The 17793-nt window shown below is 29.4% G+C and carries 17 protein-coding genes; all 17 read left to right on the top strand.

Translation table 11 applies throughout. The features are described from left to right. Window positions 1-36 precede the first annotated feature (36 nt). The 17 genes from ACJDT4_RS14540 (at window position 37) to ACJDT4_RS14460 (ending at window position 17785) form a co-directional block, all read left to right on the top strand. On the top strand, window positions 37-1803 hold the full coding sequence (locus tag ACJDT4_RS14540; RefSeq protein ID WP_406788297.1) for a glycosyltransferase: 1767 nt from the start codon (window positions 37-39) through the stop codon (window positions 1801-1803). 38 nt (window positions 1804-1841) lie between these two features. Next, complete coding sequence (locus tag ACJDT4_RS14535; RefSeq protein WP_406788296.1) at window positions 1842-2852, top strand: glycosyltransferase; 1011 nt, start codon at window positions 1842-1844, stop codon at window positions 2850-2852. A gap of 28 nt (window positions 2853-2880) precedes the next feature. Beyond that, on the top strand, window positions 2881-4314 hold the full coding sequence (locus ACJDT4_RS14530) for a glycosyltransferase (protein WP_406788295.1): 1434 nt from the start codon (window positions 2881-2883) through the stop codon (window positions 4312-4314). A gap of 16 nt (window positions 4315-4330) precedes the next feature. Then, window positions 4331-5494 (top strand): glycosyltransferase, encoded by a 1164-nt coding sequence (locus tag ACJDT4_RS14525; RefSeq protein ID WP_406788294.1) that lies wholly within the window; start codon window positions 4331-4333, stop codon window positions 5492-5494. A gap of 44 nt (window positions 5495-5538) precedes the next feature. Next, window positions 5539-6552: an SDR family NAD(P)-dependent oxidoreductase gene (locus ACJDT4_RS14520; protein ID WP_406788293.1), complete on the top strand. Its 1014-nt coding sequence runs from the start codon at window positions 5539-5541 to the stop codon at window positions 6550-6552. A 26-nt stretch (window positions 6553-6578) separates the two neighbouring features. Then, window positions 6579-8345: a motility associated factor glycosyltransferase family protein gene (locus ACJDT4_RS14515; protein ID WP_406788292.1), complete on the top strand. Its 1767-nt coding sequence runs from the start codon at window positions 6579-6581 to the stop codon at window positions 8343-8345. After that, window positions 8346-8654 (top strand): hypothetical protein, encoded by a 309-nt coding sequence (locus tag ACJDT4_RS14510; protein WP_406788291.1) that lies wholly within the window; start codon window positions 8346-8348, stop codon window positions 8652-8654. A 32-nt stretch (window positions 8655-8686) separates the two neighbouring features. Beyond that, window positions 8687-9688: a dTDP-glucose 4,6-dehydratase gene (locus ACJDT4_RS14505; protein WP_406788290.1), complete on the top strand. Its 1002-nt coding sequence runs from the start codon at window positions 8687-8689 to the stop codon at window positions 9686-9688. 203 nt (window positions 9689-9891) lie between these two features. Beyond that, a complete protein-coding gene (flgB, locus tag ACJDT4_RS14500) occupies window positions 9892-10293 on the top strand; it encodes a flagellar basal body rod protein FlgB (protein ID WP_406788289.1) in 402 nt (133 codons plus the stop codon). A 27-nt stretch (window positions 10294-10320) separates the two neighbouring features. Beyond that, a complete protein-coding gene (gene flgC, locus ACJDT4_RS14495) occupies window positions 10321-10752 on the top strand; it encodes a flagellar basal body rod protein FlgC (protein WP_406788288.1) in 432 nt (143 codons plus the stop codon). A 13-nt stretch (window positions 10753-10765) separates the two neighbouring features. Then, window positions 10766-11092, top strand: coding sequence for a flagellar hook-basal body complex protein FliE (gene fliE / locus ACJDT4_RS14490; protein WP_406788287.1), 327 nt, complete (start codon window positions 10766-10768; stop codon window positions 11090-11092). A 15-nt stretch (window positions 11093-11107) separates the two neighbouring features. Further along, window positions 11108-12730 carry a flagellar basal-body MS-ring/collar protein FliF gene (gene fliF, locus ACJDT4_RS14485; RefSeq protein ID WP_406788286.1) on the top strand — a complete coding sequence of 541 codons (1623 nt, stop codon included), beginning with the start codon at window positions 11108-11110 and terminating at the stop codon, window positions 12728-12730. Between the two features lie 6 nt (window positions 12731-12736). Beyond that, entirely contained in the window at window positions 12737-13753 is a 1017-nt protein-coding gene (gene fliG, locus ACJDT4_RS14480; RefSeq protein WP_406788285.1) for a flagellar motor switch protein FliG, read from the top strand. Further along, window positions 13737-14501, top strand: a complete 765-nt coding sequence (locus ACJDT4_RS14475) for a FliH/SctL family protein (RefSeq protein ID WP_406788284.1) — start codon at window positions 13737-13739, stop codon at window positions 14499-14501. The genes fliG and ACJDT4_RS14475 overlap by 17 nt, the downstream gene beginning before the upstream one ends. A gap of 13 nt (window positions 14502-14514) precedes the next feature. Beyond that, window positions 14515-15825, top strand: coding sequence for a flagellar protein export ATPase FliI (gene fliI / locus ACJDT4_RS14470; protein WP_406788283.1), 1311 nt, complete (start codon window positions 14515-14517; stop codon window positions 15823-15825). A 21-nt stretch (window positions 15826-15846) separates the two neighbouring features. Beyond that, a complete protein-coding gene (gene fliJ / locus ACJDT4_RS14465) occupies window positions 15847-16284 on the top strand; it encodes a flagellar export protein FliJ (RefSeq protein WP_406788282.1) in 438 nt (145 codons plus the stop codon). 4 nt (window positions 16285-16288) lie between these two features. Continuing rightward, on the top strand, window positions 16289-17785 hold the full coding sequence (locus tag ACJDT4_RS14460; RefSeq protein ID WP_406788281.1) for a flagellar hook-length control protein FliK: 1497 nt from the start codon (window positions 16289-16291) through the stop codon (window positions 17783-17785). Window positions 17786-17793: the final 8 nt, after the last annotated feature.

Here is a 17793-nt window from a genome sequence, read left to right as displayed (position 1 = left end):
TATTTAAATTATGCTTTATGATAATGGAGATTATATATGTTTACAGAAAAAATAATAATATTTGGAGCATCACGCTTAGGAGAAATCGCTTATAATGTTCTTAAAGATAAATATAAAATTTGCTGTTTTAGTGATAATAACTCAAATAAAGTAGGAACAAAGTTCTGCAATATTGAAGTTATTAATCCAAATGAATTGTCTAATTATTCAAATTTTAAAATTATAATTGCAAGTATGTATTATGGAGAAATATCAATGCAATTAAAAAAATATGGTGTTAATGATATTTATATTTTCTTTTACATTGATCCAAGTGATACAACATATAAAAAGACTTATTGTATAGAGAAAATGTGTGATTTAAATAATTATAAAAGTATTATAATAGATAAAGAATTTAAAAAAAAATACCAAAATAATTTTAGCCTTATATATGGTGAAAATAGTAGTTCTATAAAAGACAATATGAGTAAGGAAAAGAAAGTACTAATATTTGCATATATATTTCCACCTATTGGTGGTTCGGGAGTTCAAAGGACTTTAAAATTTGTAAAATATTTAAATAAATATGGTTGGAAACCTATAGTAGTTACTTGTGGAAAGAATTTTTTTCAAGATGGTGAGGATAAGACACTATTAGATGAGATACCTAAAGATACACAAATAATTAGAATTGATGATGAATATTTTAATTCTGAAAGGTTAAGTAAGAAACAGATTCAGCAAATTATAAATTTATTATACGGTTTAGTAGATGATAATGGATTGATGAGTAAATTTGTAAACTACATTAAAAATGTAAATAGGAAAGAAGTACTAACACCAGATGCTTGTATATCATGGGTAAATTCTGTAATGCAGAGAATAGAAAGTATTATTGATTTTAATGATATTGATATAATATATACAACATCTGCACCATGCTCTGTACATATAGCTGGTTATTACCTAAAGAAAAAATATAGCAATATACCTTGGGTGGCAGATTTTAGAGATGAATGGACATATAATCCATATTTGGATATGAATGAAAGCGATATGAAATTTAAGCTTGAAAGAGAACTAGAAAAGAATATAGTTAATACTGCTGACAAGATAGTTGCAGTTACACCAATGGCGGTAGAAAATTATATTAAGAATTTTAATATATGTAAAAGCAAGATTACTAATATTACTAATGGATTTGATGAAGAAGATTTCTATTTTATGATAAATAAAATAGAACGTAATTATAAATTTACTGTGATTTCAAATGGAACTTTTTATTTAAAGAGAGCGCCATATTCATTTATTAGAGCTGTTAATGAATTGATACAAGAGTGTAAAATAAAAAAAGAAGAATTACATATAGAGTTTGTTGGAAAAATGCAAAATGAAATTCAAGTTAAAATTGAAGAACTGGACATATATAACTTAATAAAAATAAAATCTTACATTCCCCATATAGAAAGTTTAATTAACGCAAGTAAGGCAGATTTGCTTTTGTTAGTTGTTGGAAATGATGAAAAAGTTAAAAGAGTATATCCTGGAAAAATATTTGAGTATTTAAGATTGAAAAAGGATATATTAGCGTTATCTCCACGAGGCAGTGTAGTTGAAGGTTTATTAAATGAAACAAAATGTGGCAAGAACTTTGAATATGATGATGTACAAGGTGTTAAAGAATATATATTAGACTGCTATAATTTATGGAAACAAAATAAAAAATACAATGAGTTTGATGATAGGAAAATTAAAATATATGATAGAGTAATTTTAACAGGAGAGTTAGTAAAAGTATTTGAAGAATTATTACGTAAGTAGCGTAATAAATAAAATAAGAATTTTATGGAGTGATTTGCTTGAATAATGTTGAGCTATCTGTATTAATGTGTACATATAATTCAGAAAAGTATATATCAGAAACCATTGAAAGCATATTAAATCAAACTTTTAGTGATTTTGAATTTATAATTGTTGATGATGGGTCAACTGATGATACAGAAGCAATTATAAAGAAATTTAAAGATTCAAGAATAAAATATTATAAGCTTCCGGAAAACCTAGGTATAGGTAAAGCATCAAATTATGGACTTGAAAAGGTTAAAGGAAAATATATTGCAAGAGCTGATTCTGATGATATATATTATAAAAACAGATTTGAAAAACAGAAAAAATTTTTGGATAAAAATATAGATTTTTATGTTGTTGGATCATTAAGTGAGTATTTTTGCAGTAACGAAGACAATGAAAGATATAAGTATTGCAAGAACTATATAGAAAAACAAAATAATAGCATATTGACTGAAAAAGATATGCATGAAAAACTATATTGGTACTGCTGCTTGATTAACTCTTCTATAATGGCTAGAACAGAAGTTATAAAAAAATTTGGATATGGTGACTTTAGAATAGGTGAAGATTATAAATTATTTTATGAACTTAATAAAAGAGGGTATAAAATAACTAATATTAATGAGATTTTGTGTAAAATACGTGTAAGTGATAAATCTGTATGCTCTACTAATACATTGGAAGTATATAGAGTACTTTATGAAATAAAAAAAGAAGAAATTAAGAATTTATTTAAATCTGATAATCGTAAGGTATACATATGGGGAGCTGGAGGATTGGGAAAAAATTTATACAATATATTTAAACAAGATGGATTTGAAATTAGTGGATTTGTTGATGGGTCAGAACAAAAGTGGAATACAGAGATTTTTAATATGACAGTAAAATCTCCATACAAAGTTATAAGTAGCAGCAAAAATATTAAGGTTATTGTTGCCTCAGAACCTGGAAGGTTTAGTATAGCAAAATACTTGAAAGGCATGAAATACAATAATTTGATTGACTATTTAGTGTTTTAAACGTTAAAGTAGAGAGGATATACTTACTATGGTGTATAGTAGCAAAAAAATAATAATTTTTGGAGCTTCCAAAGCTGGTGAAAGGGCATACAAAATATTAAGAAGTTTTAATTTTAAGATAGTATTTTTTATGGATAATGATGATAGAAAATTTGAGACTTTTTTGTGTGGTATAAAAATCAAGTCTCACAGTATTTTAAGTAAGATTGATGTAGATGAATATTTAATAGTAATTGCAAGTATGTTTTATGATGAAATATCTAATCAACTGGATAGTTACAATCTAGTAAAAGAAAAAAATTATATTGAAATAAATAAGTTAATTAAATATGTTTTGGAAGACAATATGTTAAGCATTAGTAAAAGATTAAAAAGCATAGATTATGAAAAAAAACAGACAGAAACTATATTGATTACATTACCGCGAGGACTTATACTTGGAGGTATAGAAAAATGGTCAATTACAGTAAATGAAGGATTAAAAAGTTTTAATAAAAATTCGCATTTAGTTAATTTAAAGCCAGGTATAGTCTCAGAAATTAAAGGAGTTTATGCTAATAATGAAATTATAGATTTGAATTTTGAGGAAAGTGATTATATTTGTAATTTAGTGCGGGCATGTAATGAGATTGTAAAATACTTACCGTGTACAATTATAAATAATGATTCTTTCGAAATTTTACAAATATCATATATATTGAAAAACATATATCCTGATTCTATAAAAATAATATCAATTTTACATGGGGATATACCTATAGTATATTATCAGAATATTATGTACAGCAAAATAATTAGTAAGTTTTTATGTGTAAGTAAGGAAATAGAGAAAAATTTAATAAAATACTTACCTGAGAGAAAAAACGATATAGTTAGCAGAGTGTCTCCTATAGAATTTAGTGGTGCAAGAAAAAATTATACTTGTGCAGGAGAACCTATTAAAGTTGGATTTGCTGGTAGGCTAGTTAAAGAACAAAAAAGATGTGATTATTTAGTAAAGCTAATTGGAAAATTGGAATCTACAAAAGTAAAGTATGAAATTCATATAGCAGGTAGTGGACCATATTATGATGTAATCAATAAATTTATTATAAATGAAAATTTAAAAGATAAAATTAAGCTATATGGATTAATTCCCTATGATAAGATGAATAATTTTTGGAGCAAACTTGATGTATATTTAAATCTTTCAGATTATGAAGGCACAAGTCTTTCTATGTTAGAAGCTATGGGAAATGGATTGGTCCCGATTGTTACGGATGTTAGTGGAGTAGAACTATTTATAAAAAACAAAATGAATGGATTTATTATAAATAAAGGAGATATAGAATCAGCAGAAAAAATAATTTCATATTTATATGAGAATAGAAATTTCTTGGATATATATGGATCTATTAACAAAGAAATAATAACAGAGCAGTGCTCTGTAAATAATTATGTAAAATATTTATTAGAATTATAGTTTAAGGAATGATAAAATGAAAATTTCAGTTATAATACCATGTTATAATTGTGAGAAGTTTATTGAGGAAACGGTTGAGAGTGTATTGCAGCAAAGCATTTTGCCAATTGAAATAATATTAGTTAATGACAATAGTTTGGATGGTACGCTAAAAATTTTATATAAATTGAGCAAAAAAAATAATAGAGTAAAAATATTTGATTTTAAGGCTAACATGGGGGTTTCATTTTGTAGAAATTATGCTGTCAGTCAGTCGAATGGTGATTATATTATGTTTTTAGATTCAGATGATTTAGCACTGCCGAATTTAATTGAAGAGTCTCAGAAAAAGCTTAATAAGTTAAATTATGAATTTAATGATGAATATATGATGTCATATTGTAGTTATATTCAAATAGATGAAGGTGGCAATATAATAAGTGAAGAGATGAGAGGGATCCAAGCTGAGCCTCAAGAAATTTTAGGATATGAATTTTTAAGAAATTATATATCAACTAGTGGTGTTATTTTAAAAAAAGAAGCCTTTTATAAAGCATGCAAGTTTAATGAAAAATTAACTTATGCTGAAGACTGGGACTTATGGCTTAGAGTAGCTCAAATAGGGGGTTTTTGTTATATCGATAAACCGCTAATTAAAGTTAGAAGGAGAAATAATAGTTTGTCTTCTAATTTAAAAAATATGCAAATAGGTGAAAGTACAATTTTAAAACAGTATAATATTGATTTTATAGAAAATGCTATTAATAAAAGAAAGCTTCCTAAGTATATTAATGTGTGTGATTTTGTTTCTATGATGTTTAGGCTTGGAAATTACGATGAAGGCTTTAAACGGTTAGAGGAACTTAGTGGAAATTATGAGTATTATAATATATATTTTTTATTAGGATTATATTACATAAAAAATAGGCAGATAGATTTAGCATTAGATAATTTTTTTAAAACCATAGAATTAAAAGAACATAATGGGGCAGCTTTAAATAATATTGGAGCTTTATATATACTCAAAAAAAATTTTAAAGATGGTATAAAATTTTTAGATAGGGCATTATTATATTTTCCTAACTATATGGATGCAAATTATAATTTGAGTTTGTTGAATAGTAAAAAGGACAATATAAATTTTGAAGATGTTAAATTTACCTGGAGAGAATTAAGGGAAAGTTTAGTAAGATATTCTTGAAAATATTTTAATGTTTTTAATCCTAAGAATGAGGTGATAGAATTTTGGCATACTATACTGATAAAAAAATCCTAGTAATAGGAGGTACAGGAACTATAGGAAAAGGTCTTATAAAAGAGCTTGTAAAACAAAATCCTAAAGTTATAAGAATTTTAAGTAGAGATGAATACAAGCAGTTCGTAATGCAAAATGAAATAAAAGATAAAAGTAAATTTAGATTCCTAATTGGAGATGTTAGGGATTATGAAAGAGTTGAAAGGGCAGCTAATGATGTAGATGTGATTTTTAACCTTGCTGCAATGAAACATGTGCCTGCTTGTGAATATAATCCGGATGAAGCTATAAAAACAAACATAATAGGTATGGAAAATGTAATTAAAGCTGCGATATATCATAATGTAGAAAATGTAGTATTTACTAGCACGGATAAGGCAATAAATCCTTCCAATTCATATGGAGCTACGAAACTTTTAGCGGAAAAACTTGTACAAGCGGCAAATTACAGTAAAGGGGCTGTTAAAACTAGGTTTGTTGTTGTTAGGTTTGGAAATGTCATGGGTTCTAGAGGGTCCGTAATACCACTTTTTAAAAAGCAAATTAAAGAAAATAAAAAAATAACAGTAACTGATCCGCAAATGACAAGATTTATGATGACCTTGAATGAGGCTGTTACGCTTATTATGAGTGCAGGAGAAAAGGCTATTGGCGGAGAGGTTTTTGTACTAAAAATGCCTGTTATAAGGCTTTATGATCTTGCACAGGTTATAATTGAAGAAACTGCTAAGAAGTTAAATATAGAAAAAGAAGAAATAGACATTGAAATTATAGGCTTGAGAGCAGGAGAAAGAAAATATGAAGAACTTATGACTAAAGAAGAGTCAGAATTTGCATTTGATCTTGGAAATATGTATGCAGTTTTGCCAACTTATTGTGGAAATGTAGAAGGTTATTACAGTGAATTTAAGAATGCTGAGATAGGAAGCTATAATTCAAATAGTATTAAGCCAATTGGCAAAGAAGAAATCAGGAGAATTTTAAAGGAAAATTGGCTTCTGTAAATAGATAAAACTATGGAGGTTATATTGTGAGGGAAATCTACAATAAAAATTTAAAGCTTTTGGAAGCTATAGATGAAGTTTTGTATAATGAAATAATAAATTCAAATAATAAAAGTGCTTATCTTGAAAGGAGTTTAAGTGGAAAGCTTAATATAGTAAAAAAGCATAAAGGGAAAAAATATAGAATTTATAGTAGGGTAGATCCGATGGAGATGGCGGAATACATAAGTAATAATGCTTTTAGCGAAGATGCTGATATCATATTCATTTTTGGTCTTGGCTTATGTTACGAACTGAAAAAGATGATAGAAAAGGACAAGGAAAGAATCTACATAATTATTGAACCTGATGAAGATATATTTAAAGTAATGCTCGAAAATGTCGATATTGGGTTTATGATTAATAGTCCTTATGATATAGGACTTTACGTAGGAAAAGATTTAGGACGAATAATGGGTATATTTGAAAATGCAATAAAGGAATTAAAGAGCCTTAAAATAAAATTTGTAATTTTGCCTGCATATAAAGCTATATATTATTCTCTTTATAAAAAAATAATGGAAGGATTAAGGAGAAAATTAAGTAGATATATTTTTAATATTAATTCAATTAATTCAAGTGATAAAACTTGGTATAGAAATTATATAAAAAATATATTTTATATAAAGGATACTTGTCCTGTCAAAGTTTTGAATGAAGAATTTGAAGGTGTACCTGCAGTAATTTGTGCTGCGGGACCTTCCATGTCTTATCACATAAAAAAGTTAAAAGAAATTAAGGATAATGTTTTAATAGCTTCAGTTGGAACTGGAATAACGGTTTTGGAATCTAATGGGATAAAGGCGCATATAGCGGGAGCAATGGATGGTAATGAATCAGAAGGTAAGCTTTTTGAGAAGCTTGTGCTAAATAAGGATGTGAATTTATTTTATTCACTCCAGGTTGATAATAAAGTACTAGAGTATACAGGAAAACATAAATTTCTTATGAATCAGACTAATATGGATTCATATGTAAGTAAATGTTTTAAATGGGATACTTATAGTAAATTTAGTGGAACCTCTATTGCTAATGTTATGGCGGAAAATTTAGCTAAATTAGGCTGTAATCCTATTATTTTTTTAGGGCAAGATTTATGTTATAGTAGAAATAAGAATTATGCTGAAGGAGCAATTTTTCACTCTGAAATAAGTGATGATCAGTTGAAAAATTCAGCTGATTTTATAAAAGTTAAAAATAATAAAGGTGAAGATGTTTATACTAAGCAAGCATTTATTTCAATGAAAGATGTTATGGAAAGAGTAGTAGCGTTAAATCCAAATACAAAGTTTTTTAATAGTTCTGAGGATGGATTAAACATAAGAGGTGCAGAAAATATAAATTTTGATGATTATTATGATGAAAAGCTTTCAAATTTGCCTAAGAAGAATTTTAGCAATGAAATAAGATACTTGCATAATTATGCCATATGTGAGAATATAAATAATGGATTTATAAACGATTTTTTTAAAGAACTAAAAGAAACATTAAATATTATTATAAGAATATGTGAAAATATGGTGAATTTAATTCAAAGTGATTACGAAGTAGGCGTAAAAAGAATATATATAAAAAATTTTGAGGAGCAACTTAATAAAATAAGTTTTTACACTGAAGTGTTAAAATTTTCTGTAGAAAATATAGAGTTCTTGGCTCCAAAATCTTATCTTGAAAGAAAGCTTAATGTATATTTGTATGTGTTAGATAAATGTCACATAATGTTGAATAATATGCGGGAAGAGGTGGATTTTTGAGTGGAGAGTAATTATTTACGAAAAAAAGTTAAAAATATTGCTTTTGGACTAAATGTTTCATGGGAAATGTTCATAATTTCAGAGTTTGATGAAGCAGCCAACCTTTTAAAAAGTGTTATAGATGAAATAAATGAAATTGCTGACTATTCCATTGAAAATAGGTTGAACGTAAATTTAGATTCAAACAAAATTTCTTATTTGTTAAAAAAAATAAATAATCACCTTGAAAATCATCAATTTGTAGAGGCTGCGGATATTTTAAAATATAAATTACTTAGAAACTTTCAATTAGATCAAAAATCAAACTGAAAATTTTTTGTTAATTAAGGGGGGATTTTACTTTGAATATACTGGTTACAGGCGGTGCTGGATTTATTGGAAGATGGGTTGTTAAAAAACTTGTATATGATGGTCATACTGTAACTGTATTTGATAATCTTTCAAATGGAAGAATTGATAATATACAAGAATTTGCTGAGGTTAAGTTTGTTAAAGGAAATATAAATAACAAGGAAGATTTGGATGGCTTGTTTAAAGAAAAATATGACATAATATATCATCTTGCTGCATCAATAAATGTACAAGATAGTATAGATAATCCAGAAAAGACTTTCCTTAATGATACTGTGGGAACTTTTAACATACTTGAAAGAGCTAAAAAACAGATGTTTGGAAAAAAAGGAAGAATGAATGGAGCAAGTTGGATATTAGGTAGTGATGAAGAAACTTGTCCGTGTAAGGTTGTATTTATGAGTACATGCATGGTTTATGATATATGTGATGATGCTGGAATAAGTGAGATACATCCAGTTAAACCCATATCTCCATATGGAGGCAGCAAAATAGCAGCAGAAAATATGGTGCTTTCGTACTACAATACATATAAATTACCAACGGTTGTTATAAGGCCTTTTAATACATATGGACCTTTTCAAAAGACAGGAGGAGAGGGCGGCGTAATAGCTATATTTATAAAAAATTCAATTTTGGGTGAACCTATAAATATATATGGTACAGGAGAGCAAACAAGGGATTTTTTATATGTAGAGGACTGTGCTGACTTTGTTGTACAGGCCGGATATAATAGTGATGTAAATGGTGAAATAATAAACGCTGGGACAGGAAGAGATATTTCTATAAATGAACTTTCAAAGCTTGTATCAAAAAATAAGGTTCCTATCAATCATATTAAACATATCCATCCACAAAGTGAAATATTAAAATTAAAATGTGATTGTTCAAAGGCAAAAAGAATCATGGGATGGAAACCGAAGTATTCGCTCGAAAGTGGTTTAATCAGAACGGAAAAGTGGATTAAGAATTTGGAATATGAATTAGTATAGCTGTAGTTCGGTAATGTTTGAAAAAAGTGCTAAATTTAATATAATATAATACGATATATATATAGTAGTTTATGTTATATTTTAGCAAATAATAACGCGGAATAAACATTTTGCTGCTTTTAAGAAGGATTTTTGATTTTTTTGTCAAATATATTAAATGGTTAATGGTCAAATAAATATTAATATAAGGAGGTATTGAGTAAATGGATGTAAATAGTATGTCACAAAGTCAACTTACATATGAGCTTTTAAAAAAAGGCCTTGATGCATCGTCTGAAAGACAAAATGTAATATCAAATAATATTTCAAATTTGAATACAGCAGGATATAAGAGATCTTATGTTACTTTTGAGGATAATTTGAAAGAAGCTGGGGATAATCTTGAGATGGTAAGAACTGATCCAAGACATATAAACGATGGTGCAGAATATGGAGATATACAAGTGAAAACAGATAACTCCAGCAGTATGAATGAGGATGGGAATAATGTTGATATTGATACTGAAATGACGAATGAAGCTAAAAATACTTTAAAGTATTATGCACTTACAAGTGAAATTAGCAGAAGAATTAATATGACTAATAGTGTTATTAATAGTAAATAATTAATCAAAATGGGAGGCAATTGAATTATGAGTGCGTTTGATTCATTTAATATAAGTTCAAGTGGTCTTTCAGCAGAAAGACTAAGGATGGATACAATATCATCAAATATAGCAAATATTTCTACAACCAGAACTGAAAATGGTGGACCATATAGAAGAAAGATTGCTGTTTTTCAAGAGAATTTTGATAATGTACTTAATTCTGAAACAGGTAAGTATGAAAAAAAATTATTAGGTGTTAGACCTACTGAAATATCAGAGGATCAATCTCCATTTGAAGAAAAATATGATCCTGGCAATCCAGACGCAGATGCAAATGGATATGTAAAAATGCCAAATGTTAATATATTAACAGAAATGGCAGATATGATGGCTTCTACAAGGGCTTATGAGGCTAATGTAACTGCTATAAATGATGAAAAGGGTATGTTTACAAAAGCTTTAGAAATTGGTAAATAAGGAGAAATAATTTATGAGAGTAGATGAATTTATACCAGACAATGTAAAAACTGCATTTCAAATTGGGCGAAATAATCAAGTTAATTCAAATGATAGTGAAAATAATAGTGACAATGATAAAGTTGATTTTGGGCAAATACTTGAGAACAAGTTGTCTGCAGTTAATGATAAACAGGTCAGTGCTCAAGAAATTTCAAAACAGTTTGTTGAAGGTGATGATGTTGATGTTCACCAAGTAATGCTTTCAACTGAAGAGGCTAAGTTATCACTAGATTTGGCTATCCAAGTGAGAAATAAATTAGTCGATGCATATCAGGAGCTTAGCAAAATGCAGTTATAGTTGGGAGTGCTGGTGATGAATAAACTGTTAAATTTTTTTAAGGGTTTGCCTAGTAAATGGAAGGCATTAAGTAAAAGAAAAAAAATAGCGTCTATAATTTTGACTATAGGAATTTTAATTGCATTAGCACTGTTAATTTTAACAAAAACTACGACTAAGTATGCTGTTCTATTTTCAAAATTAGATTCAAATGATGCTACTACTGTTATAGCTAAATTAGATGCATTGAAGGTAGCGCATAAAGAAGATTCTAGTACTAATACTATCTCTGTTCCTGCAAGTAAAGTTGATAATTTAAGACTGCAGTTAGCTTCTAGTTTAACAAATGGAAGTAAAGGTTTTGAGCTTTTTGATGGCTCTAGTGGAAAGTTTGGAACCACAGATGCTGAGTTTAATGTTGAATATCAAAGAGCACTTCAGGGTGAATTGGAAAAAACAATAAAAAGTTTAGATGGTGTTGATAATGCAAGGGTTACTCTTGTTATGCCAAAAGATTCTGTTTTCGTTAAAGATTCAACGAAGGCAACAGCTTCTGTAACTATTAAAATGAAGCCAGGTTCGTCATCTTTAAGCAAAAGTCAAGTAATGGCAATAGTCAGCCTTGTATCTGGAAGTGTTAGTAATTTGCCAAAAGAAAATATTCAAGTTATTGATGATAAAATGAATCTTTTAAGTAAAGATTTATTTAAAACTGGAGATAATAGTGATAGTTCATCGACAGCTGAGGATAGAAATAAAGTACAGCAGCAGCTAGAGTCAGATTATGAGAAAAAAGCACTTGATGTGCTTGAAGCTGCATATGGTAAAGGTAAAGTAAAGGTAAAAGTAAATGCTGAACTTAATTTTGATGCTTCTGAAACTGATTCAGAAACATATTATAATAATCCTACAGATCAGAAGGATACTAAAAATCCAGTAGTTGTAAGTAGACATGATACTAATTCTTCAAGTAATGGTACAAGCGCTAGTTCTGGAAGTCCAACAAATAATAATACTTCAAATACAATTACTAATGGTGGAAATAATACATCTACGAGTACTGATTCTACAGTAAATTATGATGTTAGCAGCGAAAAAAATAAAACTGTAAAATCACCAGGGGATGTTAAAAGGCTTACAATATCTGTTTTAGTAGATGGAAATATAGATGCTGCTACTCAGGATAAAATATCTAATGTTGTTGGAAATGCTGTTGGCTATGATACAAAAAGAGGAGATTCTATAAGCGTTGAAGGTATGTCCTTTGATAAGACTGCTCAAAAAGCTGCTCAAAAGGCTTTAGATGATATGAAGGCAGAAGAACAAGCTGCTAAAAATCAAAAAATGTATATTGCTATAGGAATAGTTTCAGCAGTTGTACTTGCTGCACTTATAGTGCTTGGAGTTCGTTTAATTAAGAAAAGAAGAGCTGCTAAACTTCTTGAAGCTGAAGAAGAAGATGATGATGATACTCAAAATATTGATGTTGTTGTTGACGATGGTACTATTCAAGAAAACAAGCAGAAATTTGCTCCTATTAATTTTGAAAGAGAAAATGAAAATACTCATGTTGAGAATGAAATTAAAAAGTATGCAACAACCAAACCTGATCAGGTAGTGGACATAATAAAGGCTTGGCTTGCTAATGATGAGAGGTGATAGTTCATGGCCAATAAAGATACGAAGCTAACAGGGGTTCAAAAGGCAGCCATATTATTTATCACTCTTGGCCCTGAGGCTTCATCAAAAATAATTAAAAAACTTCCAGAGAGGGAAATCCAAAGAATAACTTATGAGATAGCTAATATAACTTCTGTTAAGTCTGATGTGAAGCAAGAAATACTTAAAGAATTTATAGACATGAATAAGGCTAAGGATTATATTCTTGAAGGCGGTATTGATTATGCAAAAGACTTACTTTCAAAAGCTTTAGGACCTCAAAAGGCTATGGAAATTTTGGATCAGGTTGCTGAAGCTACAGAGCAGTACAGACCTTTTGCAATAGCAAGAAAAGCTGATGCACATCAACTTTTGAATGTAATAACTAATGAGCATCCACAGACAATTGCGCTTATATTATGTTACTTACAAGCTAATAAAGCAGGACAGATTTTATCTGCACTACCAGAGGAAATTCAGGGAGATGTAGCATTTAGACTTGCTACCATGAGCAATACTTCTCCTATGGTTATAAAGGAAATAGAAAAAGTTTTAAATAGTAAATTATCATCTGTTGTGAGATCTGATGTTACTGTTATTGGTGGAGTTCAAACTCTTGTTGATATATTAAATCAGGTTGATAGAACTACAGAAAAGAATATAAGAGAGGGTCTTGAAAAAGAAGATCCAGAGCTTGCAGAGAAAGTCAACGAGTCTATGTTTGTATTTGAAGATATTGTTACTCTTGATGATACATCAATTCAGAGAGTTCTTAGAGAAATTGATACAAAGGATCTTGGTATGGCACTCAAGGGTTGCTCAGAGGAAGTTTCTAATGCAATTTACAGAAACCAATCAAAGAGAGCTGCTGCTGCATTAAAGGAAGATTTGGAGTTCCTTGGACCAGTAAGGCTTGTTGATGTTGAGAAGGCACAGCAGAAGATAGTTAGTGTTATAAGAAGACTTGAAGATGCTGGAGAAATAATAGTTTCGAGAGGTGGAGAAGATGCTATTATCGTCTAGAGTTATAGATAATTTAAGAGTTGTTCAGCAAGAAAAACATCATGTTATAGCTATAGAGGATATAAAGGTTCCTAAAAAAGATGATAAGTCTGAGGTAGAAAAGAAAGTTGAGTATGAACAGTATGAAAATATAGCAGCTTCAATAATAAAACAGGCAAAGCTTGAAGCTGAAAGCATTAGAAAGGCTGCTATAGATGATTCAAGAATCATTGAAGAAAATGCATATAAGGAAGCTTATGAAAAAGGCATTAACGAAGGAAGAAAAAAAGGTTATGAGGATGCCTATAACGAAACTGTTGTGACTGGAAAAATGGAAATTGAAAATTTAAAGTCACTTGCACAGCAAAATGCTTCAAATATTGTTAAAAGCGCAAGATATGAATGTGAAAAGTATTATGAAAGTAAAGAACTTGAGATAAAAAAACTTGTGATTGAAGTGGCATCAAAGGTTGTAAAGGAAAGAATTAAAGACAGTGATGCTATAGATGGTATGGTATGTGAGGCAATAAGGCTTTCTAAAAATGCTAAAACTATAATAATAAAATGCAATGCAAATTATGTAGAAAGTATTAAAAGCAATGTTTCAACATGGAAAAACGAGCTTCCTTATAATGGAGAGATTTTTGTCATTGAAGATAACGAAAGAGAAGATGGCTGCGCAGTTATTGAAAAAGATAATGGCAAAATTGAAGTTAATGCTCAGAATGCTATTGATAAAATTAAAGAAATAATATTGAAGTCAGAATGATGTGGGTGGTCAAATGATTGATGTTGATTTTGAGACACTTACTAGGGAAGTTTGTGAGTGTAATACGGAATATGTAGAAGGCATTGTTAATAAGGTTATAGGACTTACTATTGAGGTGGAAGGTATTAAAGCCTTTGTGGAAGAGGTATGCATAATTTACAATGAAAAAAATAGAGGAATTCCATGTGAAGTGGTAGGTTTTAAGGAAGACAGCGTAATACTTATGCCTCTTGGTGAACTTGTAGGAATATCACCAGGCTGCAAGGTTGTTCCTACGGGTAGACCACTAAGTGTTAAGTGTTCTTCTGAACTTTTGGGAAAAGTACTTGACGGTCTTGGAAATTCTATGACTGGTGAAGAGTTTAATAAGGGCATATTTTATAGACTTGATAAAGAACCTCCGGACCCTTTGAAGAGAAGAAGAATTAAAAATGTAATTGCCACAGGAGTAAGAGCCATAGATGGATTTTTAACTTGTGGAGAGGGTCAAAGAATAGGTATTTTTGCAGGAAGTGGTGTTGGAAAAAGTACAACACTTGGAATGATAGCAAGAGAAGCTAAAGCAGACGTAAATGTAATTGCGCTTATTGGGGAAAGAGGAAGAGAAGTACGTGACTTTATAGAAAAGGACCTCGGTGAGGAAGGAATGAAAAAATCTATTATTGTGTGTGCTACTTCTGATAAACCTGCACTTGTAAGATTAAAAGGTGCTTTTACTGCAACGGCTATTGCTGAATATTTTCGTGATAAAGGTAAAAAAGTAATATTGATGATGGATTCAGTAACAAGATTTGCTATGGCACAAAGAGAAGTTGGACTAGCCATTGGTGAACCTCCAGCTACTAAAGGATACACACCATCTGTGTTTGCAAAGCTTCCAAGACTCATGGAAAGAGCAGGAATGTCAGATAAAGGTTCTATAACAGCATTTTATACAGTACTTGTTGATGGAGATGACTTTAATGAACCTATAGCTGATGCAGTAAGAGGTATATTAGATGGACACATAATTCTTTCAAGGGATATAGCTGCTAAAAATCATTATCCTGCTATAGATGTTTTAAAAAGTATTAGCAGACTTATGTCTGAGATTGCGGAAAAAGAGCATAAAAAAGCGGCAGGTATTGCAAGAGATTTACTTGCAACCTATAAGAATAATGAAGACTTAATAAACATAGGTGCATATGTTAGAGGAAGTAATAAAAAGGTGGATGCTGCAATTGCTTATAATGATAGGATAAATGCTTATCTCATGCAAGGGATAAATGAAAAGGCACCATTTGATGAAAGCGTAGAAAATCTAAAAAATATGTTTATGAGCTAGTCTTATGAAAAGAGGATAGTTATGGGTAAATTTAATTTTAGGCTTCAAAAGCTTTTAGATTTGAAATTTCAAAAGGAAGAACAAAGCAAAATTGTGTTTAAAAAGGCTCAAGAAGAAAAATTAAAAGCAGAAGAAAAGCTGGCTTCATTAAAGGATAATTACAAAAAATACAGTGAAGCAAGGATGTTTGGGACTGTTATTGAACAAAAAATTACTCATAATTATCTTAATGCTTTAACCTCTTGTATAGATGAAGCAAATATTGAGCTCAATACGAAAAGTGAAAATCTCGAAAAAAAAAGGAAAGAGCTTGTAGAAAAGCAAATTGAGAGAAAGACCGTTGAAACCTTGAAGGAGAAACAAAAAATGAATTTTGAACTAGAAACAAAATTGGTTGAACAAAGATTTAATGACGAACTTGCTTTATATGGATATATAAGAAAACTTGAAAGGAGGTGAGAAAATGAAGAGCGTTGATACTTTAAATATCTTTAATTTAGCTGGTGGGCAAACAGATATAAAGAGTTACGATTCAAAGAATTCAACTATGAGCACAAATAAGTCTAATTCTTTTGATAGTTGTTTGAAGAAAAGTTTTAATAATACTGCAACAACAAATGTAAGTACTGATAGTCAAGATAAGGTTAGTTCTGATGCCAATGCTTCAAATGAAAATATTAAAGATCAAGATACTAAAAGCAATGATATTAAAGATGAAAATGACAAAAATGGAAATGCTGTAAATTCTGATTTGAAGAGTAAGATTAACAGTGATGAAGGTAAAAGTAAAATATATCCTAATGAGGTTACCGACGATAAAACTAGTGATGAAACTAATGATTACTTGCAATCAATACTTTCTACTATGTTAGGCTGCTTTAGTAATGGGTCATTTGATATTTCTAAATTAAAGACTCAACTTGATAAATTGAAGGTTCCAGAGGACTTTCAGAAGGTTATAATTAATCTTGCAACTAAACTTCAGGATATATTCAATAAAAGTGGTAATGACAAATTTGTAAAACTTTTAACCTCTAGCATAGATGCTCAATCAGCAAATGGCGTAAATGATCAATCAGCAAAAAATGAGCACAGTAAATTAATAGACAATATAATCGATGTTTTAGAGTCAAAGTTGAAAGAGGGCAATAACACTTCTAATTTAACAAAGCTATCTAATGATGTTAGTAAAGCTAATGTAAACTCTAATACAGAGGATAAAAGTGAAAAAGAAATTAAAAGTAATGATTCAAGCAGTATTATTAAGAATGTTAAAGATGATGTTTTAAAAGAAAACTTGCAAAATAAGCCTAATGTTAGTGACGATAGTAGTACATCTTCCAAGGATAATAAAAGTTTTCAAAAAAGCGATGATAGTGATGAAAAAAGTGATGATTTTCTAAAGAAATTATTATCACAGGATGAAAGTAGTAGTGATAGCAAAATTTCAAAGGTAACTACATTTATAAATCAATTTTCAAGTACAAATGCAAATGCAAATATTCAAGCTGTAAAAGGAGATCTTCAAGTAATAAATAAAAATAATTTTGCAGCTGATATTGTTAAATCGGTAAAGTATATGCAGGATAATAATATTAAAGAACTTACAGTAAAAATAAATCCTAAAGAACTTGGTGAGGTTGTGATAAGACTTTCGATGGAAAGCAATGTTATGAAAGCTAGCATTTCGGCTCAAAACAAAGAAACGTATAATCTTTTACAATCAAGTCTTGGAGATATTAACAATAGTTTGAATAATCAAAATATAAAAATTCAGGCGTTTTCTGTAAATATATATAATGATACTACTTATTTTTCAGGTCAAGGAAGCAGTGAAAATAGGCAAAATAATCAAGGAGAACGAGATAAGAATAGCAGTGGTAAAGAAAAAAATGTAGAAGTAGAAAATAAATCTGAAGGTGCAAGAGTTGATGAAGGAAAAGTAAATATGCTAGCTTAAGGAGGAAG

Source organism: Clostridium neuense, assembly GCF_045310695.1.
Classification (GTDB): Bacteria; Bacillota; Clostridia; order Clostridiales; family Clostridiaceae; genus Clostridium_S; species Clostridium_S neuense.
This window is presented reverse-complemented; position numbering and strand designations above follow the sequence as displayed.